23 protein-coding genes, 1 tRNA gene and 1 rRNA gene are annotated in these 22993 nt (G+C 53.1%); 19 read left to right on the top strand and 6 right to left on the bottom strand.

All coding sequences use genetic code 11. The features are described from left to right. Positions 1 to 20: 20 nt before the first annotated feature. Positions 21 to 136: ribosomal RNA gene (rrf, locus tag ACEQ15_RS16210) — 5S ribosomal RNA — on the top strand. A gap of 237 nt (positions 137 to 373) precedes the next feature. Beyond that, positions 374 to 1147, top strand: a complete 774-nt coding sequence (fabI, locus tag ACEQ15_RS16205; protein WP_370280282.1) for an enoyl-ACP reductase FabI — start codon at positions 374 to 376, stop codon at positions 1145 to 1147. A gap of 177 nt (positions 1148 to 1324) precedes the next feature. Here fabI and ACEQ15_RS16200 read toward each other — a convergent pair whose 3' ends face one another. From ACEQ15_RS16200 to ACEQ15_RS16185, 4 genes are all read right to left on the bottom strand, one after another. Beyond that, positions 1325 to 2977, bottom strand: a complete 1653-nt coding sequence (locus tag ACEQ15_RS16200; RefSeq protein WP_370280281.1) for an acyl CoA:acetate/3-ketoacid CoA transferase — start codon at positions 2975 to 2977, stop codon at positions 1325 to 1327. A gap of 194 nt (positions 2978 to 3171) precedes the next feature. Continuing rightward, entirely contained in the window at positions 3172 to 4560 is a 1389-nt protein-coding gene (locus ACEQ15_RS16195) for a sigma-54 interaction domain-containing protein (RefSeq protein ID WP_370280280.1), read from the bottom strand. Positions 4561 to 4659: 99 nt separating this feature from the next. After that, entirely contained in the window at positions 4660 to 5361 is a 702-nt protein-coding gene (mtgA, locus tag ACEQ15_RS16190) for a monofunctional biosynthetic peptidoglycan transglycosylase (protein WP_370280279.1), read from the bottom strand. A 327-nt stretch (positions 5362 to 5688) separates the two neighbouring features. Next, a tRNA-Phe gene (locus ACEQ15_RS16185) sits at positions 5689 to 5764 on the bottom strand. A 324-nt stretch (positions 5765 to 6088) separates the two neighbouring features. Between ACEQ15_RS16185 and ACEQ15_RS16180 the strand changes: the two genes are divergently transcribed. From ACEQ15_RS16180 to ACEQ15_RS16115, 14 genes are all read left to right on the top strand, one after another. Beyond that, positions 6089 to 7054, top strand: coding sequence for a hypothetical protein (locus tag ACEQ15_RS16180; protein ID WP_370280278.1), 966 nt, complete (start codon positions 6089 to 6091; stop codon positions 7052 to 7054). Next, positions 7051 to 7662: a PilN domain-containing protein gene (locus tag ACEQ15_RS16175; protein WP_370280277.1), complete on the top strand. Its 612-nt coding sequence runs from the start codon at positions 7051 to 7053 to the stop codon at positions 7660 to 7662. Before ACEQ15_RS16180 ends, ACEQ15_RS16175 begins: the two co-directional genes overlap by 4 nt. Beyond that, complete coding sequence (gene gspM, locus ACEQ15_RS16170) at positions 7652 to 8371, top strand: type II secretion system protein GspM (RefSeq protein WP_370280276.1); 720 nt, start codon at positions 7652 to 7654, stop codon at positions 8369 to 8371. Before ACEQ15_RS16175 ends, gspM begins: the two co-directional genes overlap by 11 nt. Continuing rightward, positions 8364 to 8708, top strand: coding sequence for a hypothetical protein (locus ACEQ15_RS16165; RefSeq protein WP_370280275.1), 345 nt, complete (start codon positions 8364 to 8366; stop codon positions 8706 to 8708). The genes gspM and ACEQ15_RS16165 overlap by 8 nt, the downstream gene beginning before the upstream one ends. 2 nt (positions 8709 to 8710) lie before the next feature. Further along, positions 8711 to 10348 (top strand): pilus (MSHA type) biogenesis protein MshL, encoded by a 1638-nt coding sequence (mshL, locus tag ACEQ15_RS16160; RefSeq protein ID WP_370280274.1) that lies wholly within the window; start codon positions 8711 to 8713, stop codon positions 10346 to 10348. A 14-nt stretch (positions 10349 to 10362) separates the two neighbouring features. Further along, positions 10363 to 11277 carry an ExeA family protein gene (locus ACEQ15_RS16155; protein ID WP_370280273.1) on the top strand — a complete coding sequence of 305 codons (915 nt, stop codon included), beginning with the start codon at positions 10363 to 10365 and terminating at the stop codon, positions 11275 to 11277. Continuing rightward, complete coding sequence (locus tag ACEQ15_RS16150) at positions 11274 to 12713, top strand: tetratricopeptide repeat protein (protein WP_370280272.1); 1440 nt, start codon at positions 11274 to 11276, stop codon at positions 12711 to 12713. Before ACEQ15_RS16155 ends, ACEQ15_RS16150 begins: the two co-directional genes overlap by 4 nt. Positions 12714 to 12726: 13 nt before the next feature. Next, positions 12727 to 14562: a GspE/PulE family protein gene (locus ACEQ15_RS16145; RefSeq protein ID WP_370280271.1), complete on the top strand. Its 1836-nt coding sequence runs from the start codon at positions 12727 to 12729 to the stop codon at positions 14560 to 14562. Between the two features lie 6 nt (positions 14563 to 14568). Further along, positions 14569 to 15804: a type II secretion system F family protein gene (locus tag ACEQ15_RS16140; RefSeq protein ID WP_370280270.1), complete on the top strand. Its 1236-nt coding sequence runs from the start codon at positions 14569 to 14571 to the stop codon at positions 15802 to 15804. Between the two features lie 198 nt (positions 15805 to 16002). Further along, entirely contained in the window at positions 16003 to 16467 is a 465-nt protein-coding gene (locus ACEQ15_RS16135) for a type II secretion system protein (protein WP_370280269.1), read from the top strand. Continuing rightward, positions 16467 to 17006 (top strand): Tfp pilus assembly protein FimT/FimU, encoded by a 540-nt coding sequence (locus ACEQ15_RS16130; protein WP_370280268.1) that lies wholly within the window; start codon positions 16467 to 16469, stop codon positions 17004 to 17006. Before ACEQ15_RS16135 ends, ACEQ15_RS16130 begins: the two co-directional genes overlap by 1 nt. Continuing rightward, positions 16987 to 17547, top strand: coding sequence for a prepilin-type N-terminal cleavage/methylation domain-containing protein (locus ACEQ15_RS16125; RefSeq protein ID WP_370280267.1), 561 nt, complete (start codon positions 16987 to 16989; stop codon positions 17545 to 17547). Before ACEQ15_RS16130 ends, ACEQ15_RS16125 begins: the two co-directional genes overlap by 20 nt. Next, complete coding sequence (locus ACEQ15_RS16120; protein ID WP_370280266.1) at positions 17547 to 18392, top strand: PilW family protein; 846 nt, start codon at positions 17547 to 17549, stop codon at positions 18390 to 18392. Before ACEQ15_RS16125 ends, ACEQ15_RS16120 begins: the two co-directional genes overlap by 1 nt. Before the next feature lie 52 nt (positions 18393 to 18444). Next, complete coding sequence (locus ACEQ15_RS16115; protein WP_370280265.1) at positions 18445 to 18819, top strand: hypothetical protein; 375 nt, start codon at positions 18445 to 18447, stop codon at positions 18817 to 18819. Between the two features lie 18 nt (positions 18820 to 18837). Here the strand turns inward: ACEQ15_RS16115 and pyrE are convergent, their stop codons facing one another. Further along, a complete protein-coding gene (gene pyrE, locus ACEQ15_RS16110) occupies positions 18838 to 19479 on the bottom strand; it encodes an orotate phosphoribosyltransferase (RefSeq protein ID WP_370280264.1) in 642 nt (213 codons plus the stop codon). A gap of 327 nt (positions 19480 to 19806) precedes the next feature. Here pyrE and ACEQ15_RS16105 point away from each other — a divergent pair, with 327 nt between their 5' ends. Then, positions 19807 to 20580 carry an exodeoxyribonuclease III gene (locus ACEQ15_RS16105; protein WP_370280263.1) on the top strand — a complete coding sequence of 258 codons (774 nt, stop codon included), beginning with the start codon at positions 19807 to 19809 and terminating at the stop codon, positions 20578 to 20580. Between the two features lie 65 nt (positions 20581 to 20645). Here the strand turns inward: ACEQ15_RS16105 and rph are convergent, their stop codons facing one another. Next, entirely contained in the window at positions 20646 to 21416 is a 771-nt protein-coding gene (gene rph / locus ACEQ15_RS16100) for a ribonuclease PH (RefSeq protein ID WP_370280262.1), read from the bottom strand. A 101-nt stretch (positions 21417 to 21517) separates the two neighbouring features. Between rph and ACEQ15_RS16095 the strand changes: the two genes are divergently transcribed. Further along, positions 21518 to 22387: a YicC/YloC family endoribonuclease gene (locus tag ACEQ15_RS16095; protein ID WP_370280261.1), complete on the top strand. Its 870-nt coding sequence runs from the start codon at positions 21518 to 21520 to the stop codon at positions 22385 to 22387. 361 nt (positions 22388 to 22748) lie between these two features. Further along, positions 22749 to 22993: Arm DNA-binding domain-containing protein (locus ACEQ15_RS16090; protein ID WP_370280260.1), on the top strand; the 245-nt coding region annotated here is incomplete at its 3' end.

The raw sequence follows: 22993 nt of genomic DNA, 5'->3' as shown, positions 1-22993 counted from the left end.
TTAAGTTGTTACCAGTTTTGCTTGGCGACCATAGCAAGGTGGAACCACCCGATCCCATCCCGAACTCGGAAGTGAAACGCCTTAGCGCCGATGGTAGTGTGGGGATTCCCCATGTGAGAGTAGGTCATCGCCAAGCACCTAATTAAAAAAACCCCGGTCCGATGGACCGGGGTTTTTTTATGTTCGGCCGATGGGGGCTGTCCGATTGTGCGACTGCTAAATAAACATCATCGAACGCTTAAATTCCTAGCTCTCCATGCCGTTATAGTACCCCGCAGTCAAAGCACAACTTTTGCTGCATCTGCGTTAACGTCGCTGTCACAGAGTCTGTCTAGGCTCGCGGTATCTGAAACACATCAATAGGTATTTAATCATGAGTAACAAGCTGTCGCTGGAAGGTCGTAAAGGCCTGATTGTTGGTATTGCAAACGATAAAAGCATTGCGTACGGCTGCGCCCAGGCATTGCGTGAGTTGGGTGCGGATCTCTGTGTTACCTATCTGAACGAAAAGGCGCTCAACTATATGGGCCCACTGGCGGATCGACTGGGAGCAGAGCTGATTTTGCCGCTGGATGTGAGCTCAGAAGAGGAGATGGAAGAGCTGTTTGAGACCATTGAGCGCACCTGGGGTAAGCTGGACTTCGTCATCCATTCAGTTGCCTGGTCACCACTGGATGAGCTGCATGGTCGTCTGACTGACAGCACCTCAGAAGGTTTCTGTAAGGCGATGGATATCTCCTGTCACTCTTTCATTCGTATGGCGAAGCGTTCCGAGCAGCTGATGAAGGACGGTGGCACACTGGTGACTATGAGTTATTACGGCGCTGAAAAGGTCGTAGAGCATTACAACATGATGGGCCCGATCAAAGCTGCACTGGAGAGCTCAACCCGTTATCTGGCTGCAGAACTTGGCGAGAAAAATATTCGTGTGCACTCGATCTCCCCAGGCCCAATGCCAACCCGCGCCGCATCTGGCATCGATCAGTTTGATCAGCTGATGGAGCAGGCCATTGAGCGCTCCCCACTGCATCAGCTGGCGACACCGGAAGATGTAGGAAACCTGGTTGCATTCCTGATCAGTGATATGGGTAAACGCATGACCGGCAACCTGATCTATGTAGATGCAGGTGAGAACATCATGTCTTGATTGCCTTTGACTATAAGGTAAATCTACGGGAGCCCCTTCACTGGAAGGGGCTTTTTTATGGTTGCTTCAGGAATTAAAAAGCTCCGTACCCGACGCAAAGAAATGACGCACGCACGACCGGATGTGGGTACGGAGGAGAGGCCTCAACGTCAGAGATTGAAGCCAAAGCCCAGCAGCTCAGGCGGCCGGGGTTGCAAAAGCGGTTTCAGCGCTGTCATCGTGCTGGTTATTGAGCAGGTTACGGAACAGGTTGCGCATGTGCTTGATTGGCATACTGCCGCGATGCTCTAGATTCATGGGGCCGTCGTGGAACAGACGTGGGTCCATCAGATCCAGGTCATCGTCGATGATCGGCTTGAAATCCATCTGATCGAGAATGTCTTTCTGCAGGTTGATGCCGGGTGCGATCTCAATCAGTTTTAGACCCTCTGGGGTCAGGCGGAAGACAGCACGCTCGGTGATAAACAACACCCGTTGTCCGTTGCGTACGGCAGCTTCTCCATTAAAGGTGATCTGCTGTACCGAGTTGAGAAACTTGCGCATTGGACCGTTGCTGACCACCTTGATCGAGTGATCCTGGATCTCAAGTTTCTGTGGGCCCGAGGTGAAGGTGCCCAGGAAGTAGAGGTCACGGGTGTTCTGGGTGATATTGATAAACCCGCCTGCGCCAGCCAGCTTGCTACCAAACCTGCTGACGTTTACATGCCCTTCGGGGCAGGTTTCTGCAAGGCCCAAAAAGGCCTGATCCAAGCCACCGCCATCATAGAAGTCGAACTGGGCGGGTTGGTCGATGATTGCATCGGCATTGCTCACTGCGCCAAAGCTGAGACCACTGGCTGGCTTACCACCTATCCCGCCAGGCTCGACGGTAAGCGTAAACTCTCCTAAACGGCCCTCTTCTGCCGCAACCTGGGCGACCTCTTCGGGCATGCCGATCCCCAGGTTCACAACAGAGCCTTTGCGTAACTCCATCAGAGCGCGGCGGCCGATGATCTTGCGGGCGTTTAATGGTGCTGGCTCTACAGCATTGTTTGATTCGCGAATGTCGCCGCAGTAAGCCGGGTTAAAGGGTTCGGAGAATGTCTGTTGATGGTCTTCAGAAGGCGCAATGATTACGTGATTAACCAGGATGCCCGGGATACGGACACGGTCCGGCGTAAGATGGTGCTGATCGGTCACACGTTCGACCTGAACAAACACCTTACCACCGCTGTTTTTGACGGCCTGTGCGATCGCCAGGGCTTCCAGCGGTAGAGCTTCACGCTCCATGGAGATGTTGCCGGCGCGGTCTGCGGTGGTGCCGCGTAGTAGGGCCACATCGATCGGGAAGGCTTTATAGAACAGCTGCTCCTCGCCCATGACCTCTATGCGCTCGACCACGTCTTCCGTAGAGATGGTGTTGATCTTGCCACCCTCATAGCGTGGATCAACAAAGGTGTTGAGGCCAACATGGGTGAGGGTGCCTTTTTTGCCGGCGGCAATATCGCGGAACAGGTGGCAGATCACGCCCTGCGGCAGGTTGTAGGCTTCGATCTTGTTATCCAACGCCAGCTTGCCCAGTGTGGGCGCGAGCCCCCAGTGACCACCGATCACGCGACGTACCAAGCCTTCATGACCAAAATGGTTGAGACCTTTCTGCTTGGCGTCACCCTGGCCTGCCGCATAGACCAGGGCCAGACCCTTAGGGTGTCCATCACTTAGAAAGCGCTCTTCGATCGCTTTGGCGAGGTGTTCAGCAAAGCCTATACCGATAAAACCTGCGGTAGCGACGGTGGCGCCATCGGGTATCAGCTGGGCTGCCTGTGCTGCGGATATGATCTGTTCGCTCATGCTTCTGCCTGTCTGTTCTTTTTATTGTTGATCAGCAATACAACAGCAAAGGGTGAGCCAGAAAACTAAAAGTTCATATAAAACAATTTGTTAGTAATTTTTGGGAGTGTCACTCCCAAAGCCAGGTAGGTATTTATGTCTGGTTTGTAAGACAGGTGTTTACTAGATTGTTTGTATTTATTGACAGGGGCAGTTTATCCGGACAAGTTGCAGCGTTTCAGACGCTCGTAAAATGTGGCACGCGAGATACCAAGCTGACGTGCGGCTGCGGTTTTGTTGCCACCGCTCTCCGTTAATGCGTTTTGCAGTGCGATACGCTCTGCCTGCAGGCGCTGGTCATTTAAGCTTTCCGCTTTTATTGGAGCTGGATAGCTTGAATCTGTGGGGAGATCGTCCAGTGCGCCAAGATCGGCTGGCTCAATTTGATCCCCTTCCGCCATAACACAGGCGCGCTCCAGTCGGTTGCGCAACTCTCTTACATTGCCTGGCCAATGGTAGGTAAGCAGCCAGTTTCGTGCAGCATGGGAGAGCGGGAGAGGGGCTAATTGGGTATCTCGCTGGATCTGAGTGAGCAGGCGCTCACTCAGGGTGAGCACATCGCCATCACGTTCCCGCAGGGGCGGCAGGCGAATCGGAAGAACATTCAGGCGGTAATACAGGTCGGCGCGGAATTCGCCTGCATCGACCAATGCACGCAAGTCCTTTGCCGTTGCCGCGATCACGCGCACGTCTACTTTTTCCAGTCGATTTGATCCCAGGGCCTCGACTTCGCGTTCCTGTAAAACACGCAGCAGTTTGCTCTGCATCGGCAGTGGCATTTCGGCAATCTCGTCCAGGAACAGGGTACCACCGTTGGCGAGCTGGATCTTGCCCTTGCGGCCTTTACGGTCGGCACCGGTATACGCACCGGGAGCGGTACCAAACAGTTCAGCCTCAACCAACGACTCTGGCAGGGCACCCATGTTGATGCCTACAAACGGTCCATGTCGACGCGGGGAGGCATGGTGGATGCCTTGTGCCAGCAACTCTTTGCCGGTGCCGGTTTCGCCCAAGAGCAACAGTGTGGTATCCAGCTGTGCTGCGCGTAGTGCCTGGCGCTTGAGTTTATTGATCGGATCGGACTCGCCCAGCAGGTCATCCAGCGCATACTTGGATGGGCGAATCAGGTTTTCCGATTCGAACTGACGGCGCAGGCGTGCGAACTTGTCGAACAGCGGCTGGAGGCTGTCCAGGTCATCGTAGAAGACAAAACCCAGTGCACCCATGATCTCCTTGTTGGCGTTCTTCAGGGGGAGGCGGGTAACAAGGCACCAACGGCCGTTGATGGACATCAGGTCCACAAATACCGGTTTACCGCTCTTTACCACCCTTGGCATCTGCGTGGTAGGCAGCACCGCTTCGATTTCCTGGCCGATCAGGTTTGCGTCCTGGGAGAGACCCATCAACTGACGATACTGGTCGCTGATCCAGGCTATCCGGCATTGAGCATCCACGGCAATTGAGCCCTGGCAAAGGTTCGAAAGTAGCTCCAACAGGTGCTGATTATCGGCGTCGATGTTCAGGATTTCGGAGAGTTGTTGCATGGATGTCCCTGTTGCTATGCGTCGTCACTCGGCCAACGGCCCTGATATTCATCATATCAGGTGTTTTGGAACGAGGTGAGGCCTTCGCAATAGCAGGGATCAGGATGGGTCGAGGGCTTGCAGGTACAGGTTGCCATCATAGCGGCTTAGATGGCGTAGTATGCGTTCCTGCTTGTTGGCCAGGCGGCGGCTCGGATAGCGAGCTTTATATTTAGTCGGGGCGGGCAGTACGGATGCCAAGAGAACGCCTTCGTATCGACTGATTTTATCAATGGGTTTGTTGAGTTGATAAAGCGCTCCACGCTTCACGCCAAAATCCCTTGGTCCGAACTGAGCGATATTCAGGTACACCTCAAGAATCCGGTTCTTGTCCCAAATCTGCTCCAGTAGCATTGCCATCGGGATCTCGAGGGCCTTGCGTACGTAGCTGCGGCCCTCCCACAGGTATAGGTTCTTTACCACCTGTTGTGTAATCGTACTGCCGCCCCGGCCCTTTCGCCCATTCAATGCATTGGAGATGGCCTCGTGTGTAGCCTCTACATCAATGCCGTAGTGAACGGGGAACTTCTGATCTTCCGACGCAATCACCGCAACCTGAATGCTGGCTGGAATCTCGTCCAGATCAATCCACTCGTAACGCGCGGCTTCCAGTTGATCATCAAAGAGGCTTTCGATGTTGTGAGCGATCATAAATGCGGAAGTTGGGATATCCACCCACTTCAAGATGACCATGGAAAGCAGCAGTATCGAGAAACAGGACGCGATCGAGATGGTGAGAAGCTTAAGAGCCTTTTTCAGCATAAGTGGGACGCAGGCGTGACCTTGTGGTTAAAAGTTGAACAGTTTATCGCAAAGAGGTTGGTTAAAACAGTGCAGGCTTTCTTTTTGAAGGTGGGCTTTTTCGTTGGAGCAGTGAATCAGTTGGAGGAAAGCGGGTGTGCTTTAGAAGAAATAGTGCCAAAGGTATGCGGCGTGTAGAAACAAAAAAGCCTCACAGTATTGAAACTTGCAAGGCTTTTAAGTGGTGCCCAGAGGCGGTATCGATCGGGGCCGCCCAGATCAGCGACACCCGTGTCGGTTACACAAACAAAAAAGCCTCACAGTATTGAAACTTGCGAGGCTTTTAAGTGGTGCCCAGAGGCGGAATCGAACCACCGACACGGGGATTTTCAATCCCCTGCTCTACCGACTGAGCTATCTGGGCAACATCGTAACGTGGGTGCGTATTAAAAAGGTTTGGCTTGTCTCTGTCAACGGGAAAAGACAGAAAAAGTTACTTTTTTCGATGCCTTGTATGTTCTGTGTACAGAGTGGTTTGATGCGGCGGTGTCATCGAGGGTTTAGAGGGCTGTTTTTTGGCATGATCAGGCCTCGAATATGCACGATATAGTCAGGATAACTCTTTAAAACATCAATCTTTTACGGGGATAGCCGATAAGAGTCAAAACACTTGTTTGTTGTACTTGCTGAACGGGTGTAAAGATCGGTAGATTAGGGCACATACAAGAATTCTTCGGGCGGTCGCTAGATGGATGTAAAGCAGATTGCAGCTAACTTTCCATTTCTGAAAAAGAAGGGCAAGGCCAAAGGCCTGACGGCCCTGGCGTTGGTTGATGGCGGCGTTGCTCTGGCTCATGTGACGAGTGGTAAAAAGCCCGAACTAGTCGCGTGCGAATTTATCGAAACGCCTTCTCCTTTTACCGATATTAAGCTGCTGCGAGATCGGATAGATGCGTTGGGTTTGTCCGGATCCAACACGGTAGGACTGCTTGATCAGGGGGCATACCAGTTGCTTCTGGTGGATGCACCCGATGTACCAGATGACGAGATGGCCGATGCTTTGCGCTGGCGCGTAAAGGATCTGGTTGGCTTTGATATCGAAAACTCCAAGATCGACTACATCGAATTGCCCGAAGATGCATACCGTGGCCGATCCCGTATGGTTTATGCGGTTGTAGCAGAGCAATCCCAAACTGAGCGCCTGGCGTCCTGGATCGAAGAACTGGGGCTCACGCCTGCCGTAATCGATGTGCCTGAAACCGCACTGCTGAACATCACCAAGGATATGGCGGATGAAGAAGCCGGCTTGGTGGTATTTCATCTTGGTTCGCCATCCAGCAGTGTCAGTCTGCTCTCGCAGCAGGCGATCTATTTCACCCGCTCCCTTTCTTACGACGTTAATCTGGCTGATCGCAATCCGCATCAGGCGGCGAGTTCTGCAGTACTGGAGTTGCAACGCTCGCTGGATTATTACGAAAGCCAGGTAGGTAAACCGCCGTGCGTGAAGCTGGTCATTCTGCCAATGCAGTTTGGTGAGACACCGCTGATCACGGAGCTGCGCAGCAATCTGCCGCTGGAAGTTGATGCGCTCGACTTGGCGTCTGTGGTGACAAGCAGCAAGCCGCTCGATGTTGAAATCCAACAGCGTTGTTTGTTGGCGATTGCCGCGGCGTACCGTGATCTGTCAGCTCAGCAGGGAAGTACCGCCAAATGAAGCAGCAGATAAACCTCTATACACCCAAGGTCTCTGCCGCGCGGGATATCTGGTCACTGCCGTCGGTGATTTTGATGGTGGTGCTCGTTACGATGGTTGCCGCTTTCGCCTCCTGGGGCTTTACCCAATATGCTGATTCACGTCTGTCGCGGTTACAGGCGTTGCAGGATAAAAACACAGCGTTACCCAGCCAGATTGCATTGCTGGAAAAACAGCGTAAAGAGTTGCGGCCCGATCCCGCCTTACTGCAGGAGCAGGATCGCATTCGCAAACTGATCGCGGAGAAGCAGGAGCTTTCCGAGATGCTGAACCAGATGCAACCGGGGGTGTCCGGACGTGGCTTCTCACCTTATCTGTATGGGCTGGCGCAAGTGAGTCGTAGCGGCGTGTGGATTACCGACTTTGATCTCCATTTGGCGCTGAGCCAGGTGGAGTTAAGTGGTATTGCGCGTACGGCGAGTGACGTACCTCTGTTGTTGCGTGATCTGGGTGAGACGGATGCATATCAGGCGATCCGTATCGCTGATTTCGCCATCGCCAAAGAGAGCAAAGATCACAAATTCAAAGTGATGGGTTTTGTGACCACCGGAGGTAGTAATGAGCCGTAAAGCATGGCGCAAGGTGGACGAAGCCTGGGATAAACTCAGCCGCCGTGAGAAAGTGCTGTTGTTCTTCACAGCACTGGTTGTCCCGGTGATGTTGTTGTTTGTGATGGTGCTGGAACCTGCGCTTGATCGTATGCAGGGCGTGGAAGATCAAATTACCTCCCTCGAGCGTTCTGTAAATACGCAGGAACGTATGTTGCGTATGTTGCAGGATGCCGACTTGCCGGATCCAAATGCCAAAGCACATAAGCAGCTTAAGGCGCTGGTAAGTCGTCTGGATGCACTGGATAACGAAGTGGATCGCTTTGCCCGCAACCTGGTGGGGCCGGAGCAGATGCTGGGTTTGCTGCACTCCGTGTTAGGGCCGGAAAATGACCTGAAACTGGTTGAGGCGTTGAGCCTGCCGGTAGAGCCTTTGGTGCTGAGCCCGGAAAAGGAAACTGCAAACCTGCCGGCGATCAAACTGACCGCAGAGGCTGCTGAGCGTGAAAGGGCTAAAGCGATGCAGGAAGCGGTGATCTATATCCATCCGTTTGAGGTACAGCTGGAAGGCAGTTACGAAGCACTGTACCAATACCTGCAAGGGCTGGAGGCACTGCATCAGGGATTCTTCTGGGATCGGCTGCAATTTACCGCGGAAGATTATCCTAAAGCGTCGATCCGCTTGCGTGTACATACGCTGAGTACAGAGGAGAGCTGGCTTGGTGCGTAATCTGATTTTTGGGCTGATGGCACTGATTGCCATGCCGCTATCTGCTAACGGCTTACCGGGTGACCCGACCCGACCGACTGAATACAAGCCGGTGGTGCAGTCGACGAAGATAGTAAAACGTCACTATGCGCTCACCTACCTAATGGTGGGAGAGAAGCGCAAGGTGGCGGTGATCAATGGCAAACAAGTGGTACCCGGCAGCAAGGTAGACGGTGCAAGAGTATTGGCCATCACTTCGCAAGGGGTGCGTTTACGGGTTGGTAATCAGACAAGAATGCTGACGATCAGTAAGCAAACCGGGTTTAAGAAAGAGCTGAGTGATAGGAAACGGAACTGACCATGAAACGATTGATGAGTGTGTTGGCGCTGAGCGTCGGAGTCACCGTATCCGGTTGTTCCTCACTTGATTCGATGAACGATACCGCTGTAACTGACGAGAGCATTGCCATCCTTGAGAACGCGATCAGCGCACAGCAGCAGGTAGAGGATGAAGAGCAAGCGCAAGCCAAGGCTGCAACAGTTGCACCTCCACCACTGGTTCCTCCGCTGGATATTCAGACACTGAGTCAGCCAAGTGAAGAGCGCTTTGATGTTGTGGCTGATGGTCTGAGCGCCCATGACTTCTTTATGGGGCTGGTGCAGGGTACCGACTACAACATGATTGTGCACCGTGATGTGGAAGGCACGGTTAACCTGAAGCTGAAAGATGTCACCGTTGACGAAGTCATGCAGGCAATGCGTGAGGTCTACGGTTACGAGTACCGCAGAACTGGCAAACTTTACCAGGTGGTACCTGCCAAGCTTCAGACGGAAATTTTCCAGCTGAACTATCTGGATATCGCCCGTGAAGGTGTATCCGATACGCTGGTGAGCGCAGGATCCGTGCGTGATGCCGCATCCTCCGACTCTGGCAGCGACAGCGATTCGGATAGCAGCTCTGGTTCCTCCTCCACCAGTGTGGGTACCCGTATCAGCACCAAAACGTCCGCCAACTTCTGGGTGAACCTGAAACAGACGTTGGATACGCTGATCTCCGGTGATGATCGTCGTGTGGTGGTGATGCCACAGACCGGGATGATCATCGTACGTGCTTTGCCAAGCGAATTGCACACCGTACGTGAATACCTGAATAAGGCGGAATTGACGCTGCATCGCCAGGTGGTGATTGAAGCGAAGATCCTCGAGATTACGCTGAATGACAATTATCAGGCGGGCGTAAACTGGACCGCGCTGGGCCGGCCAGGCAGTGCAGCGAGTAACAAAACAGTGACGCTGGAACAGGTTGGTTCCTCGATTACAGCGGACGGACTGGGCGGAATCTTCCGATCAGCGTTTGCCCTGAACGACTTTACGGCCGTGATCGAGCTGCTTGGACGTCAGGGTGATGTACAGGTGCTGTCCAGCCCACGTGTATCGACCATCAACAACCAGAAAGCGGTGATCAAGGTGGGTACCGATGAGTTCTTCGTCACCGAAGTGGAAACAACCACCACAACCGGTACGTCCACCACAACCACACCAAGTGTGGAACTGACCCCATTCTTCTCCGGTATTGCGCTGGATGTGACACCGCAAATCAGTGAGGAAGGAGAGATCGTACTGCACATCCACCCGACCGTATCTGAAGTGGAAGATCAGCAGAAACAGATCAACATCGGCAGTGACGATCTGTCTCTGCCACTGGCGTTCAGCTCCATCCGTGAATCGGACAGCATTGTTCGCGCCAACAGTGGTCAGGTCATCGTCATCGGTGGCCTGATGAAGTCTGAAAATGAAGACCAGAACGAACGTACCCCGTTCCTGGGTGAGCTGCCGGGTGTGGGTAATCTGTTCACGCAGCGTCGTACCGTGGGCAGCAAAACCGAGCTGGTGATACTGTTGCGCCCGGTGCTGGCTGACAATGACAGCTGGCAGGCGGAACTGGAGCGTAGCCTGCGCTCGTTCCAGCGTTTGCGTGCCGAAAGCACACAGCAGTGATTGAGAGGCAGTGAATGTATGCTGAGCATTTCGGGCTGCGCGAGCTTCCGTTCACACTGACCCCGAACACCCGATTCTTTTTAAATCTGACCAGCCATCAGGAAGCCCTTAATCTGATGCTGGTCGCGTTGCACAGTGGTGACGGCTTTATCAAAGTTGTGGGTGAGGTGGGGACCGGCAAAACGTTGTTGTGCCGCAAGCTGCTCAACTCACTCGATGACAGCCAGTTTGTGACCGCCTATATTCCGAACTCCTACCTGAGTCCCGACGAATTCCGTTGTGCCGTGGCAAATGAACTGGGTATCTATACCCAGGAAAAGTCTAATCACGATATTTTGCAGACGCTCACCCAACGCCTGATTGAGCATGCGCATCAGGGGCAGCGTGTGGTGCTGCTGGTCGATGAAGCACAGGCGATGCCGGATGAGACCATCGAGGCACTACGCTTGCTGACCAATCTGGAGACCGAGTCGGAAAAGCTGTTTCAGGTCGTGTTATTTGGTCAGCCAGAGCTGAACAAGAAACTGGATCAGTACGCCCTGCGCCAGCTAAAGCAGCGTATTACCTACAGCTACAAGCTGAAGAAGCTGGAGCCCGATGAGGTGCGTGGTTATATCCACTGGCGCATGGAAGCGGCGGGCTATACCGGTATGCCATCGTTTGATAGCGAAGCCTGTGAGCTGATCGCCCGGGCATCCGGAGGTATTCCAAGACTGGTGAATGTGCTGAGTCACAAGGCACTGATGTCCGCTTACGGCAAAGGGGACGAGAAAGTCTCAGCGCAACATGCGCGGCGTTCGATCGAGGATACAGAAGGCGTTGCGGTGCCATCTGCCGCCAAGGTCAAACAGTGGCTCCCTGCTGTTGCGGCAGTAGTAGCGGTTGCGATGATTACCTGGGTTGTAACCATTGTGGGGATGCAGCAGTGAGTCTGGTAAATGACATGCTGCGCGACCTGGAGAAGCGCGGCCAGGGGCGGAAAACTGCGTCAGATGCCGTGCCGGTGCAATCGGTGCAGCCGCTGACAGCGGAGCAGGCGAGTCGTACATTCAACTGGCCCCTGTGGCTGGTTTTTGCTGCGCTGGTGGTCGGTTTTCTGGCGTTGGCCTGGATGCAATGGCGCCCGGCACCCGAGGTGGTGGTAAAGGTGGAACAGCCTGCAATCGTAACGCCAGCAGCAGAAATCACCGCTACAGCAAAGCCGCCTGCGAGGCATGAGTTGCGTCTGGAGCAGGTCCGCTGGCGCAAGGCGGATCAAGGCGGAGTGCTGGTCATGCGCTTTAATGCGCAGCCGCAGGTACAGCTGATTAACCAGACACGAACGTCCATGGTGATTGCGCTGCCCGATGCTCAGTTGACCAATACCCTGCCGTTGCCTGAAAAAACTGTGGTGAGTGAGTTCAATCTCATGGCAGATAAGGGGCAACTGTTGCTTGATTTGAAAGCGGTGCGGGATGCGCGGTTTGAACTTTTACGACCTGATTCGCGCCAAGTCGAGCTGGCCGTATGGTTAAGTGAGCCGGACACGAAGCCGGCGAAGGCGGATACGCCTGTAGAGCCGGTGTTAGAGAAAAAACTGCGGGTTGCGGATAAACCGGAGCGAAAGGCGAAACCTGAGCCGGTTCAGGTTGCTGTCGTCGCTACTGAGGCAAAACCTGAGCCTAAGTCCCAGTCACCTGAAGAGCCTGCGCAAAAAGCTGTAAGTCCAAAAACGTCAGCTAAAACACCCAAAAACGAGCTGCTACAAACTGCCCGTGCTAGGGATGCGTCTGAGTCGTCGAAAAAAATCCGTGGCTTGACCGATGCCCAAGCGGTGGCGAAAGCGCGTAAATTGCTGCAGCAGAATAAGGTAACTGAAGCACAGTTGTTGCTTGAATCCCAGCTCGATCGGGACAAACAGTCGCTCGATAGTCGCGCATTGCTGGCAAGTTTGTATCTGGCTGGAGGAAATATAGCCCAAGCTAGTGATGTTGCAGATGTCGGCCTGGCGGCGGCGCCCATACACAGCGGATTAAAGAAGGTGAAAGCGCGTATCTTACTGATGAACAAAGACAGTGCCGCTGCTGTGGCGCTACTACAAAGTGCGCCGCCTGCAATCAAGTTGGATGCAGAGTATCATGAGCTTCTGGCGGCTGCGCTGCAGCAGCAGGGACGGGCAGATGATGCGGTAAATGTATATTATCAACTGCTGAAGTATGACAGTGGGCAAGCCCGTCTGTGGGTGGGGCTCGGGTACTCTCTGGAGCTTGCGGCGCGACCGGCTGAATCGCGCAAAGCCTATGAAAGTAGCCTGCAGGTGCCAGGCATCGAAGATAATCTGAAGCGTTATGTAACTCAGCGGCTGTCTCAGCTGGCGGAGAGGTAGGAGGTTCGGCGTAATGGCTGCCCCCAAAACACGATTACGTATCGGCGACATGCTGGTCCAGGAAGGTGTGCTTACCGAAGCACAGCTGATGGAGGCGCTCGCCCAACAGAAAAAGACCCGTCAGAAGCTGGGTAAAACCCTGGTGACAATGGGGCTGGTGGAAGAAAAACACTTTCTTGAGTTTCTCTCCAAGCAGCTGAAGATCCCGATGGTGGATCTGGCCCACTATTCCTTTAATCAGCAGGACGTACTACGCCTGTCTGAAACCCACGCCCGTCGTTTTCGTGCCATCGTACTGAAAGAGGATCCTGACTCTTTCGTGGTGGGCATGAGCGACCCGATGGATATCTTCGCCTTCGACGAACTGCAGCGCTTGTTGCCGAAACCGGTTGATGTGGCGGTGGTGTCTGAAACCCAGCTGTTACAATCGCTGGATCTGGTGTATCGCCGTACCTCTGATATTGAGGTGTTGGCGGATCAGCTGAACGATGAGATCGCTGAAGACGCCTTTGATCTGGCGCAGATGACCGCCAACGACGAGCAGGACGTCCCAGTTGTAAAGCTGCTGAAGAGCCTGTTTGAAGATGCGGTGCAGATCGGTGCATCCGATATCCATATCGAGCCGGACGAACATGTACTGCGTATCCGTCAGCGTGTGGATGGCACGTTGCACGAACATGTTATGAAAGAGAACAGGATTGCTGCTGCGCTGGTACTGCGCCTGAAGCTGATGGCACACCTGAATATCTCCGAGAAGCGCCTGCCGCAGGATGGCCGTTTCAACATGAACGTGAAAGGCCGCAGCATTGATATCCGTATCTCCACCCTGCCAATTCAGCACGGTGAATCGGTGGTAATGCGTCTGCTGGATCAATCAGCAGGGCTGGTGGGTCTGGATAAGGCGGGTATGCCGGAAGAGATGCTGACCCGTTTGCGTCGCCTGATCCGTGAGCCGCACGGTATCGTGCTGGTAACCGGTCCGACCGGTAGTGGTAAAACCACCACCCTGTACGGTGCGCTGAATGAGCTGAACAGCTTCGACAAGAAAATCATCACCGTCGAAGACCCGGTTGAGTACCGATTACCGCGCGTCAATCAGGTACAGGTACATCCTGAGATTGGCCTGACCTTTGCCAGCGTATTGCGTGCCTGCCTGCGTCAGGACCCTGATGTGCTGCTGTTGGGTGAGATCCGTGACCGCGAAACCGCCGAGATTTCCCTGCGTGCAGCGATGACTGGTCACTTCGTGCTGTCGACATTACACACCAACGATGCAGTCTCCAGTGCCATGCGTCTGGTGGATATCGGTATCGAAGGTTACCTGGCCGCGTCGGCCATTCGCGCTATCCTGGCACAGCGACTGGTGCGCAAAGTGTGTAACAACTGCGCTAGCCTTTATCGTCCATCACCACAGGAAAATGCCTGGTTGGCAGCCCATCTGCCAAAACTGGGATTGAGTGAAGGCGACTTCAAAAAAGGGCGTGGTTGTACCTACTGCAACAACACCGGTTACAAGGGACGTATTGGTATCTTTGAGTTGCTTGAGCTGAATGACGCCATGGCAGATGCCCTGCGTCGTAACGATAGCTCTGCCTTTACTGCTGCCGCCTATGCCGACGAGCGTTACAAACCACTGGTATACAGTGCGTTGGACTTGGCCTCAAAAGGAGTGATCACACTGGATGAAGTCTTCCGGGTGACCGAGCAGTTGGATGAGACCAAATTTAACGAGGAAAGTCTGGCTAAAGCACAGGAAGAGGCGAAGAAGGTGAAAACCGTATCGCCTACATTGCAGCAGGCGCCGGACGTCGCGCCGGTGACCGGCACCATTAAGCTGGAGCTGGAGTAAGCCTGAATGCCGTTTTTTGAGTACGAAGGCCGTAACAGGGACGGTGCAAAGGTTAGTGGCCGCGTAGAAGCGGATGGACGCAGTCAGGCCGCATCACAGCTGCTTGCCGATGGCATCACTCCGATCAAGATCGCTTCCGTTACTAAAGCGAAAAAAGAGGAGAGCCTGGGTAGCAAAGAGATCCGTCTGAAGTTTCTGGAAAAGGTCAGCATTGATGAGCTGATCATGTTCAGCCGTCAAATGTATAGCCTGACCAAGGCGGGGGTGCCGCTGACCCGTGCGATGCGCGGTCTGGCAGGCAGTCTGCGTAACCAGATGCTGAAAGACGCGGTAAACGACCTGTCTGATGACCTGGATAAGGGTAATACGCTGTCGGCGGCGATGAACAAACACCCCAAGATCTTTAACGACCTCTATACCAGTATCGTGCACGTGGGCGAAAACACCGGTCGCCTGGATGCTGCCTTTGCCCAGATGGCTGCTTATCTGGAGCTGGAGCGCAATACGATCAAAAACGTCAAGCAGGCAACCCGCTATCCAATGTTTGTGTTTTTCACCATTGCCGTGGCGATGGTGGTGATCAATATCTTTGTCATTCCGGCTTTTAAGTCCGTATTTGAAAGCTTGGGGGGCGATATTCCCTGGCAGACCGTTGCCCTGATCGGCGTGTCCGATTTTATGGTCAACTGGTGGCACGGGATGCTGGCCTGCTTAATTGGTGGCTTTATCCTGTTCAAGCGCTGGAAGAAAACCGAAGCAGGTGAACTGAGCTGGGACCAGACCAAACTACGATTCCCTTTGGTGGGCAGTATCTTTTACCGTGTGGTGCTGGGGCGCTTCACCCGAACGTTCAGTATGGTGATGAAAGCGGGTGTGCCGATCGAGCAGGGCCTGATGGTGGTGTCCCGCGCGGTTGGTAACAAATACATCGGTCGCAAGGTTGCGGGGATGCGCCAGGGCATCGAGCGTGGTGAGTCGTTCGCGCAGGCCGCTGCACGCACCGGCATGTTTAGCCCACTGGTGATGCAGATGCTAGCGGTGGGTGAAGAAACCGGTCAGGTGGATCAGATGTTGGCAGAAGCAGCCGACTTCTATGAAGAGGAGGTCGATTACGACCTGAAGAACCTTGCTACCGCGATAGAACCGATCATGATCATGATTATCGGTGCGATGGTACTGGTATTGGCGCTGGGTGTATTCCTGCCACTTTGGGAGCTGAGTACTGCAATAAAAGGTGGGTAATAAAACAAGCGTCGGTTAAACCATAGCGAGGGGCTAGCGGCCGTTAATAGGAAGCTGGTAGAGTACGTCAAAGGATTCGGGACAGCACCTGAGCAAGCTGTATTTCGGATTATTAAAGGGACTATGGATCTATGTCATGCACTCTTCATACAGTGCATGGCAGACTTACGAAATTGCCTAGGTTTAGTGGAGAAAACCATGAAAAAACAAGCAGGTTTTACAATTGTTGAGTTGGTAGTAGTGATTGCGCTGCTTGGTATTCTTGCCGCTGTTGCACTGCCTCGATTCCTGAACGTAACGGATGACGCGCACGCAGCGTCTGTGAATGGTACTGGCGGCGCGCTGCGCTCTGCTGTGGGCCTGGTCAAAGCGCAGGCTATTGTTGAGGAAACCGCGGCGAACGGTACTGTGAACTATGACAACAGCAACGTTACAGTAAACGCCACTAGATACCCAGCAGCAACTGATCCCGATTCTTGTGTGGATGTTTGGGAAGGTGTTCTACAGGCAGGTGCACCTACGGTGTCTACCGGTAATGGCACTGACTACACTGCTGCTTGGGACGGTGACGATGAGCAATGTGATTACACCTATAACGGAGCGGCAGGTCACACTATCGCTTACACCCCTGAAACCGGTGCGGTAGATATTACTACTCCTTAATGGATCGTAATCGATTAGGTAAAGCTACTCGCCAAGTCCTGTGTGGCTTTACCCTGATTGAAATGGTTGCCGTACTGGTATTACTGGGTATTCTCAGTGCGGTAGCTTTTCCCCGATTTGCCACTTTTGATTCCTATCGTGATCGCGTTTTCCGCGACACGCTTCTGACTTCGCTCCGTCTGGCACAACGCACAGCGCTTTCTCATAACTCAGCTACCGTTGAATGGCGATTAAATAGCATTGCGGCTGACAACTGGCTGTATGCCATTGATATCAACTCGGTTCAGCAGACGAGCGAGACTCTCGTGTCCGACCAGACCATAACCTATAGCGCCAGCCTCTCAGCAGGCGGAAATATTTCAGGCGCCCTCGCTGTGAATAACACTCTGACGTTGCGCTACGACCCATCCGGTAATCTTATATGGGCTAATGATGGTACGTCTTCCGGAGCGTTAAATAGTAGTATGCAGTTGACCGCCAACGGCCAGCAGCTTTGTATCTCTCTGACAGGATTTGCCTATGAAGGCACGTGCCGCTAGCGCCGGCTTTACGCTAGTCGAGCTGGTGATCACTATCACCATCACAGCAATTGCTTTGGTGGCGATTGTTTACGGCTGGAGTATCACGGCACAGCACAGCGGCGATGTTACTTGGCAGGCTAAAACGGCTTACATCGGCCAAACCTATATTGAAGAGATCCTAACCAAGCGTTTCGATGAAAACAGCTCCAGCGATGGATTACTGCCTTGCAGTAATAATGGAGTTCAAGAATTTAACGGCTCAGTGATGCCGCCATGTACCGCTGCAGATGATTTTGGCAGAGACGGTGAAGCCCGGGAAAACTATGATGACGTGGATGACTATCATGGTCTAAATGAAGTCCCGCTTTCGTTACTAAACAATTTATTTACTGGTAATGTAAATCCGTATGCCAAATACCGTGTCAGTGTCGCTGTGACCTATGATACGACCGAAATTGTTACCAACCAGATGGTGAAGCGGATTACGGTTACGGTGACTCCTCATTCCTCTAGTGGAGCTAGTCCCGTGGTGTTTACAGCCTACAAGGGGAACTACTGATGAAGAAGGTCAGAGGTTTTACCCTGGTTGAGCTGGTGATCGTGATTGTATTGCTCAGCATTATGTCGCTGGCATCGGTGCGGTTTATTGCCAACTTTGCTGAAGGCTACGTGGATACTTCCCGTCGTCAGAATATGGCGGATGTAACCCAGCTGGCGATTGAGCGCATTGGGCGCGAGCTGCGCAATGCGTTGCCCAACTCAGTACGTATAAGCAACGATGATAACGCCAGCTGTATTGAATACATCCCAGTGCTGGGGGCATCGAGCTATGATGATCTGCCGGTTGCAACTGCAAACAACACGTTTAATGCAATTCCACTGGGGAAAGGCTCGATCAGCGGAAGCCCGCTCTACATTGCGGTTTATCCGATTACGGGTACGAATCTTTATTCGGTTGGCAACAATACGATGATTGCGCAACTGGGTGATCCTGCGCAGTTTGCAAAAGATCAGGGAGAGGATGAAGCCATTACAGTGACGCTGAGTGGGGCTCACCAATTTCCCTCCGAGTCACCTTCATCCCGCTTCTTTATCGTGGGTTCGCCGGTTAGCTATTGTCTAAATACCGGCAGTGGCGATCTCTACCGCTATGAGAATTATTTTGATGGCGGAACCGATTTTTTTAGCGACCAACCGATGCTCGCTGATTTACCAAGTACCGAACCGAACCGAGCACTCTTAGCAACAGATATCACCACTGTAGCGGCGTTTCCCAATCCGGCGTTTGCTTCTCTGGAGATCAGCCTGCAGCGCAATGCACTGGTGGTGTTTGACCTGCAAGTGAGTGATGCGGGGGAGAGTGTACGTATTCAACATGTGGTACAGGTGAGAAATGCACCCTGATATCAAATCCCGAAAATTGCAGCGCGGGCTCGGCCTGGTAACGGTGATCTTTATGATTACTGTTGGTGCGTTGTTGGCGGCAGGTATGGCGTCAATGATGACGCTGGGGCAGCAGTCGGTTGTGCAGGGTTTTCAGTCGACACGCGCAATGCAAGCGGCTGAGAGTGGCATTCAGCTGGAACTCACCAAACTGATCCATCCACAGGTAACAGGTGGCTGTTCTGATACCGATAATGCGCCTTTTAGTTATAGTTTTAATGCAGCTGGAATTCGGGGGTGTACAGCTTCTGGAACCTGTGAAGTAACACGAATTGGTGATGTTGATTACACCACTATCACGTCGGTAGGGCGGTGTGGCGGCAACGCAGATACGTTGGATTCTGCGTCCCGCCGGATACGGGTCAGGACGATTCGCCCTAACCTGTAACTTCATAAGAGCGTTAACTTAAACGCCGTATTCTTCGCGGTACTTGCGGATCGCAGCCAGCTCGTCCGCCATATCACCTTTCTCTTCCAGATACTCGATCAGGTCGTTCAGGCTCACGATGCTGATTACCGGCATGTTGTAGTCACGTTCCACTTCCTGGATCGCGGACAGTTCACCTTTACCTTTCTCCTGACGGTTCAGGGCGATAACGCTCGCAGCTGGTTTTGCGCCTGCTTCATCGATGATCTCCATCACTTCGCGGATTGCGGTGCCGGCTGTGATCACGTCGTCGATGATCATTACGCCGCCTTCCAGTGGAGCGCCCACAAGATTGCCGCCTTCACCGTGGTCTTTCTTCTCTTTACGGTTGAATACGTAAGGGATGTCTTTGCCGTACTGGTCAGCCATTGCTACAGCTGTGGTGGCGGCCAGTGGGATACCTTTGTATGCAGGGCCCAGCAACACGTCGAAGGAAACACCGGCTTCTTCAATCGCTGCCGCGTAGAAACGGCCCAGCTTTGCCAGCGCAACACCGCTGTTGAACAGGCCTGCGTTGAAGAAGTATGGGCTGATACGCCCGGACTTCAGGGTGAACTCTCCAAAGCGCAGTACGTTCTGTTCGATAGCAAATTCGATAAATTCGCGCTGGTAATCCTGCATGTGTGTCTCCGGCCAGGTGGTTAACGTCAGCTGCAGATTTTACCAGTGGAGTGCCCCCGGCACCATCTGCGTTGAAGGCTTGAAAATGGACTGATCTGGCGCAATATACCAGAGATCAGAATGGATGCGACTAAAGTTGGAATATGCTATTTTGTGCAGCGCAACAGAAGACTGTTGTGAGACAGGATTAGCAACCTTTTGCCTATCACGGACCGAATATCCGACAAATTTGGTAAGAAAATTTCAATTTGTCTTACTTCGCTATACAATTCGCGTTTAATTGTAATCTTCTCATTGCGCGCTGTTTGTAACAGGAATCCTTAATCTATGCGTGTTATCACATTCAATACTCAGGGTATTGAACAGGCTGCAAAAAACGGTTTTTTTGACTGGATGGTCCAGCAGGACGCTGACGTCATTTGTTTGCAGGACCTGCGTGCGAAGGAATATCAGCTCGACGACGAGCTGTACCACCCGGAAGGTTATTACCCATACTTCTTTGATGCGTTCGAAGATGGCTACAGCGGTGTGGCAATCTACACCCGCCACGTACCAAAAGCGATCATGACCGGCCTGGGTTTTGAGCTGTGTGACTTCCACGGTCGCTTTATTCAGGCTGACTTCGACAAGGTAAGTGTCTCCTCCCTGAGCATTCCATCTGGCCTGGCTGGTGATGAAGCGCAGGCGATGAAAGAGGAGTATATGGAGCACTTCCTCGGCCACATGAAGAAAACCCTGCGTAAGCGTCGCGACTTCATCTTCTGCGGTACCTACAGCGTCGCGCACAAGCCGGTTGACCTGAGCAACTGGTACGTGAACCAGAGCGTGTCCGGCTTCCTGCCGAACGAGCGTGAGTGGATGGAAGAGATTGTCGGAGAGATGGGATACGTGGATGCATTCCGCGAGATCAACAAAGCCGAACGTCAGTACACCTGGTGGCCGGACTACAACCGCGCCCGAGTTCTGAACGAAGGTGCACGTCTGGATTACCAGATCACCACCGCCAACCTGCGCAAGACCGTGAAGTCCGTACAGGTATACCGCGATCAGATGTTCAGCGAACACGCGCCGGTAATTATCGATTACGCGATCGATATCTGATTTGGTCTACTGCAGGCAATAAAAAAGGAAGCTGATCAGCTCCCTTTTTTGTATCTGACTCAGGCTTATTCAGCCAGTGCCTTACGCTGCATCTCTGCCAGTTCGCGGATCCCTTTCTGGGCCAGATCCAGCATCTTGTTCAGCTCATCCTGAGTGTACGGTGCACCTTCTGCAGTACCCTGTACTTCGATGAAACCGCCGTGACCGGTCATGATCACGTTCATGTCGGTTTCTGCTTTGGAGTCTTCCGCGTAGTCCAGGTCCAGCACTGGCTCACCTTCGTAGATACCTACGGATACCGCAGCGATCTCATGCTTCAGCGGGTTGCCTTTCATGGCACCGTTCTTGTCCTGCTTCAGCACATTGATCGCATCAACCAGTGCCACGTATGCGCCGGTGATGGATGCGGTACGGGTGCCACCGTCGGCCTGAATCACGTCACAGTCGATAGTGATGGTGTTTTCACCCAGCTTGTTCAGGTCCAGTGCGGCACGCAGACTGCGGCCGATCAGACGCTGGATCTCTACCGTACGGCCACCCTGCTTGCCGCGCGCCGCTTCACGGTCGCAACGGCTGCCGGTGGAACGTGGCAACATGCCGTATTCTGCAGTCACCCAGCCGCTACCGCTGCCACGCAGGAAGCGCGGAACGCCGCGATCGACAGACGCAGTACAGATCACTTTGGTGTTACCAAATTCAACCAGTACAGAGCCTTCTGCATGGCAGGTGAAGTTGCGGGTGATTTTCACCTCACGCATCTGGTCCGGTTCACGACCACTCGGGCGGATCTTGTTCAAACCGAGGTTTTGCAGCTGTTCAGAGATGCTTGAGCTCATACCTGTTAATCACCGTTGCTTGATTTTCGTACACCGCCGTTGGCAGCCATGCACGCTTGGCTGTTAGAATGAAGCCTGCATTTTAATCGAGATAGAGCCATATGACACGTAGTATGACTGCTTTTGCCCGGCAGGAAGCCGAGCATGCCTGGGGTTCCCTGATCTGGGAGATTCGTTCTGTTAACCATCGTTACCTGGAACCTCACCTACGTCTGCCGGAGAGCCTGCGTGACCTGGAAGGCTCGTTGCGTGAACAACTGCGTAAGAAACTGAGCCGTGGCAAGGTGGAATGCACCCTGCGTTTCCACCCGGAAGCCCAGGCCCAGCAGCTGACCGTCAACACCGAGTTTGCCAAAGAGCTGATTGCTGCAGCAGATGAAGTAGCCGCGCTTTCTCTGTCCGGTAACACGCAGCCGATGAACCCGCTGGATGTACTGCGCTGGCCGGGTGTCCTGCAGGATGCGCAGATCGATATGGATCAGGTTAAAGCGGAAGCCCTGAAACTGTTTGGTACCGCCCTGGACGACCTGATCGCCGGTCGCGAACGCGAAGGTAAAGAGCTGAATGGCCTGATCGAACAGCGCTTGGCCGCGATTGCCGAGATCGTAGTGGAAGTGCGCAGCAAGTTGCCGGAGATCCTGCAGGCGCAACGCGACAACCTGCGCAGCCGCCTAGAAGAACTGAAGGAAGACCTGGATGAAGGCCGTCTGGAGCAGGAGATGGTGATCCTGGCGCAGAAAGCCGACGTGGACGAAGAGATGGACCGTCTCAATACCCACGTGCAGGAGGTGCGCCGTGTACTGAACCAGAAAGGCCCGATAGGCCGTCGTCTCGACTTCCTGATGCAGGAGCTGAACCGCGAAGCCAATACCCTCTCTTCGAAATCGATTGTGGCCGAAACCACTCAGTGTGCGGTGGAACTGAAAGTTCTGATCGAACAGATGCGTGAGCAGATCCAAAACATCGAATAGGTTCCAGGGTAGAAAGTTACCCGTCCAAGAATGTCTTAGAAGCCCTGTTATTTGTTTGTAAATACAGGGCTTTTTATTTTTCCCGTCCAAATCGGTTTGCAGATGTCCGTTACCAGTTGCTGTTTAAGTGGTGGGCAAAATGGTGGGCAAGCCCTGTTTTTTTGACTCAATAAGCAAAAAGTCAAGGTATCTGGTGAGCAGATTTTTGCATCTATCTCACCACCGCCTTATGCCATCTCCACTTATCGTGCTGCTTGCAGATTGTTCAATCACTCAACTATCGAACCAATCGATAAACAAACAGTGGTGGGCAATGGTGAGCAAATTTTAACGATTTCTTAGGAATATAGAGTAACAAACGATGGCAAAACTAACCGCAACTCAGGTGCAATCTTATTCTCGCACCGCAGCAGCAAACAAAAAATACAGTGATGGTAATGGACTATATTTTTGCGTAAGAAAATCTGGCATGCCGTATTGGATGCTAAGGTATACCAGCCTAAACGGACGACGAGAAGCCACGCTCGGTCAATATCCAAGTATGACGTTAGCAGAGGCTCGACTTGAATCGTCTAAAATGCAGCTACAACTTCAGCAAGGTGAAGA

The organism is Pontibacterium sp. (assembly GCF_964228735.1).
In the GTDB taxonomy this organism is placed as follows: domain Bacteria; phylum Pseudomonadota; class Gammaproteobacteria; order Pseudomonadales; family Balneatricaceae; genus Pontibacterium.
This window is presented reverse-complemented; position numbering and strand designations above follow the sequence as displayed.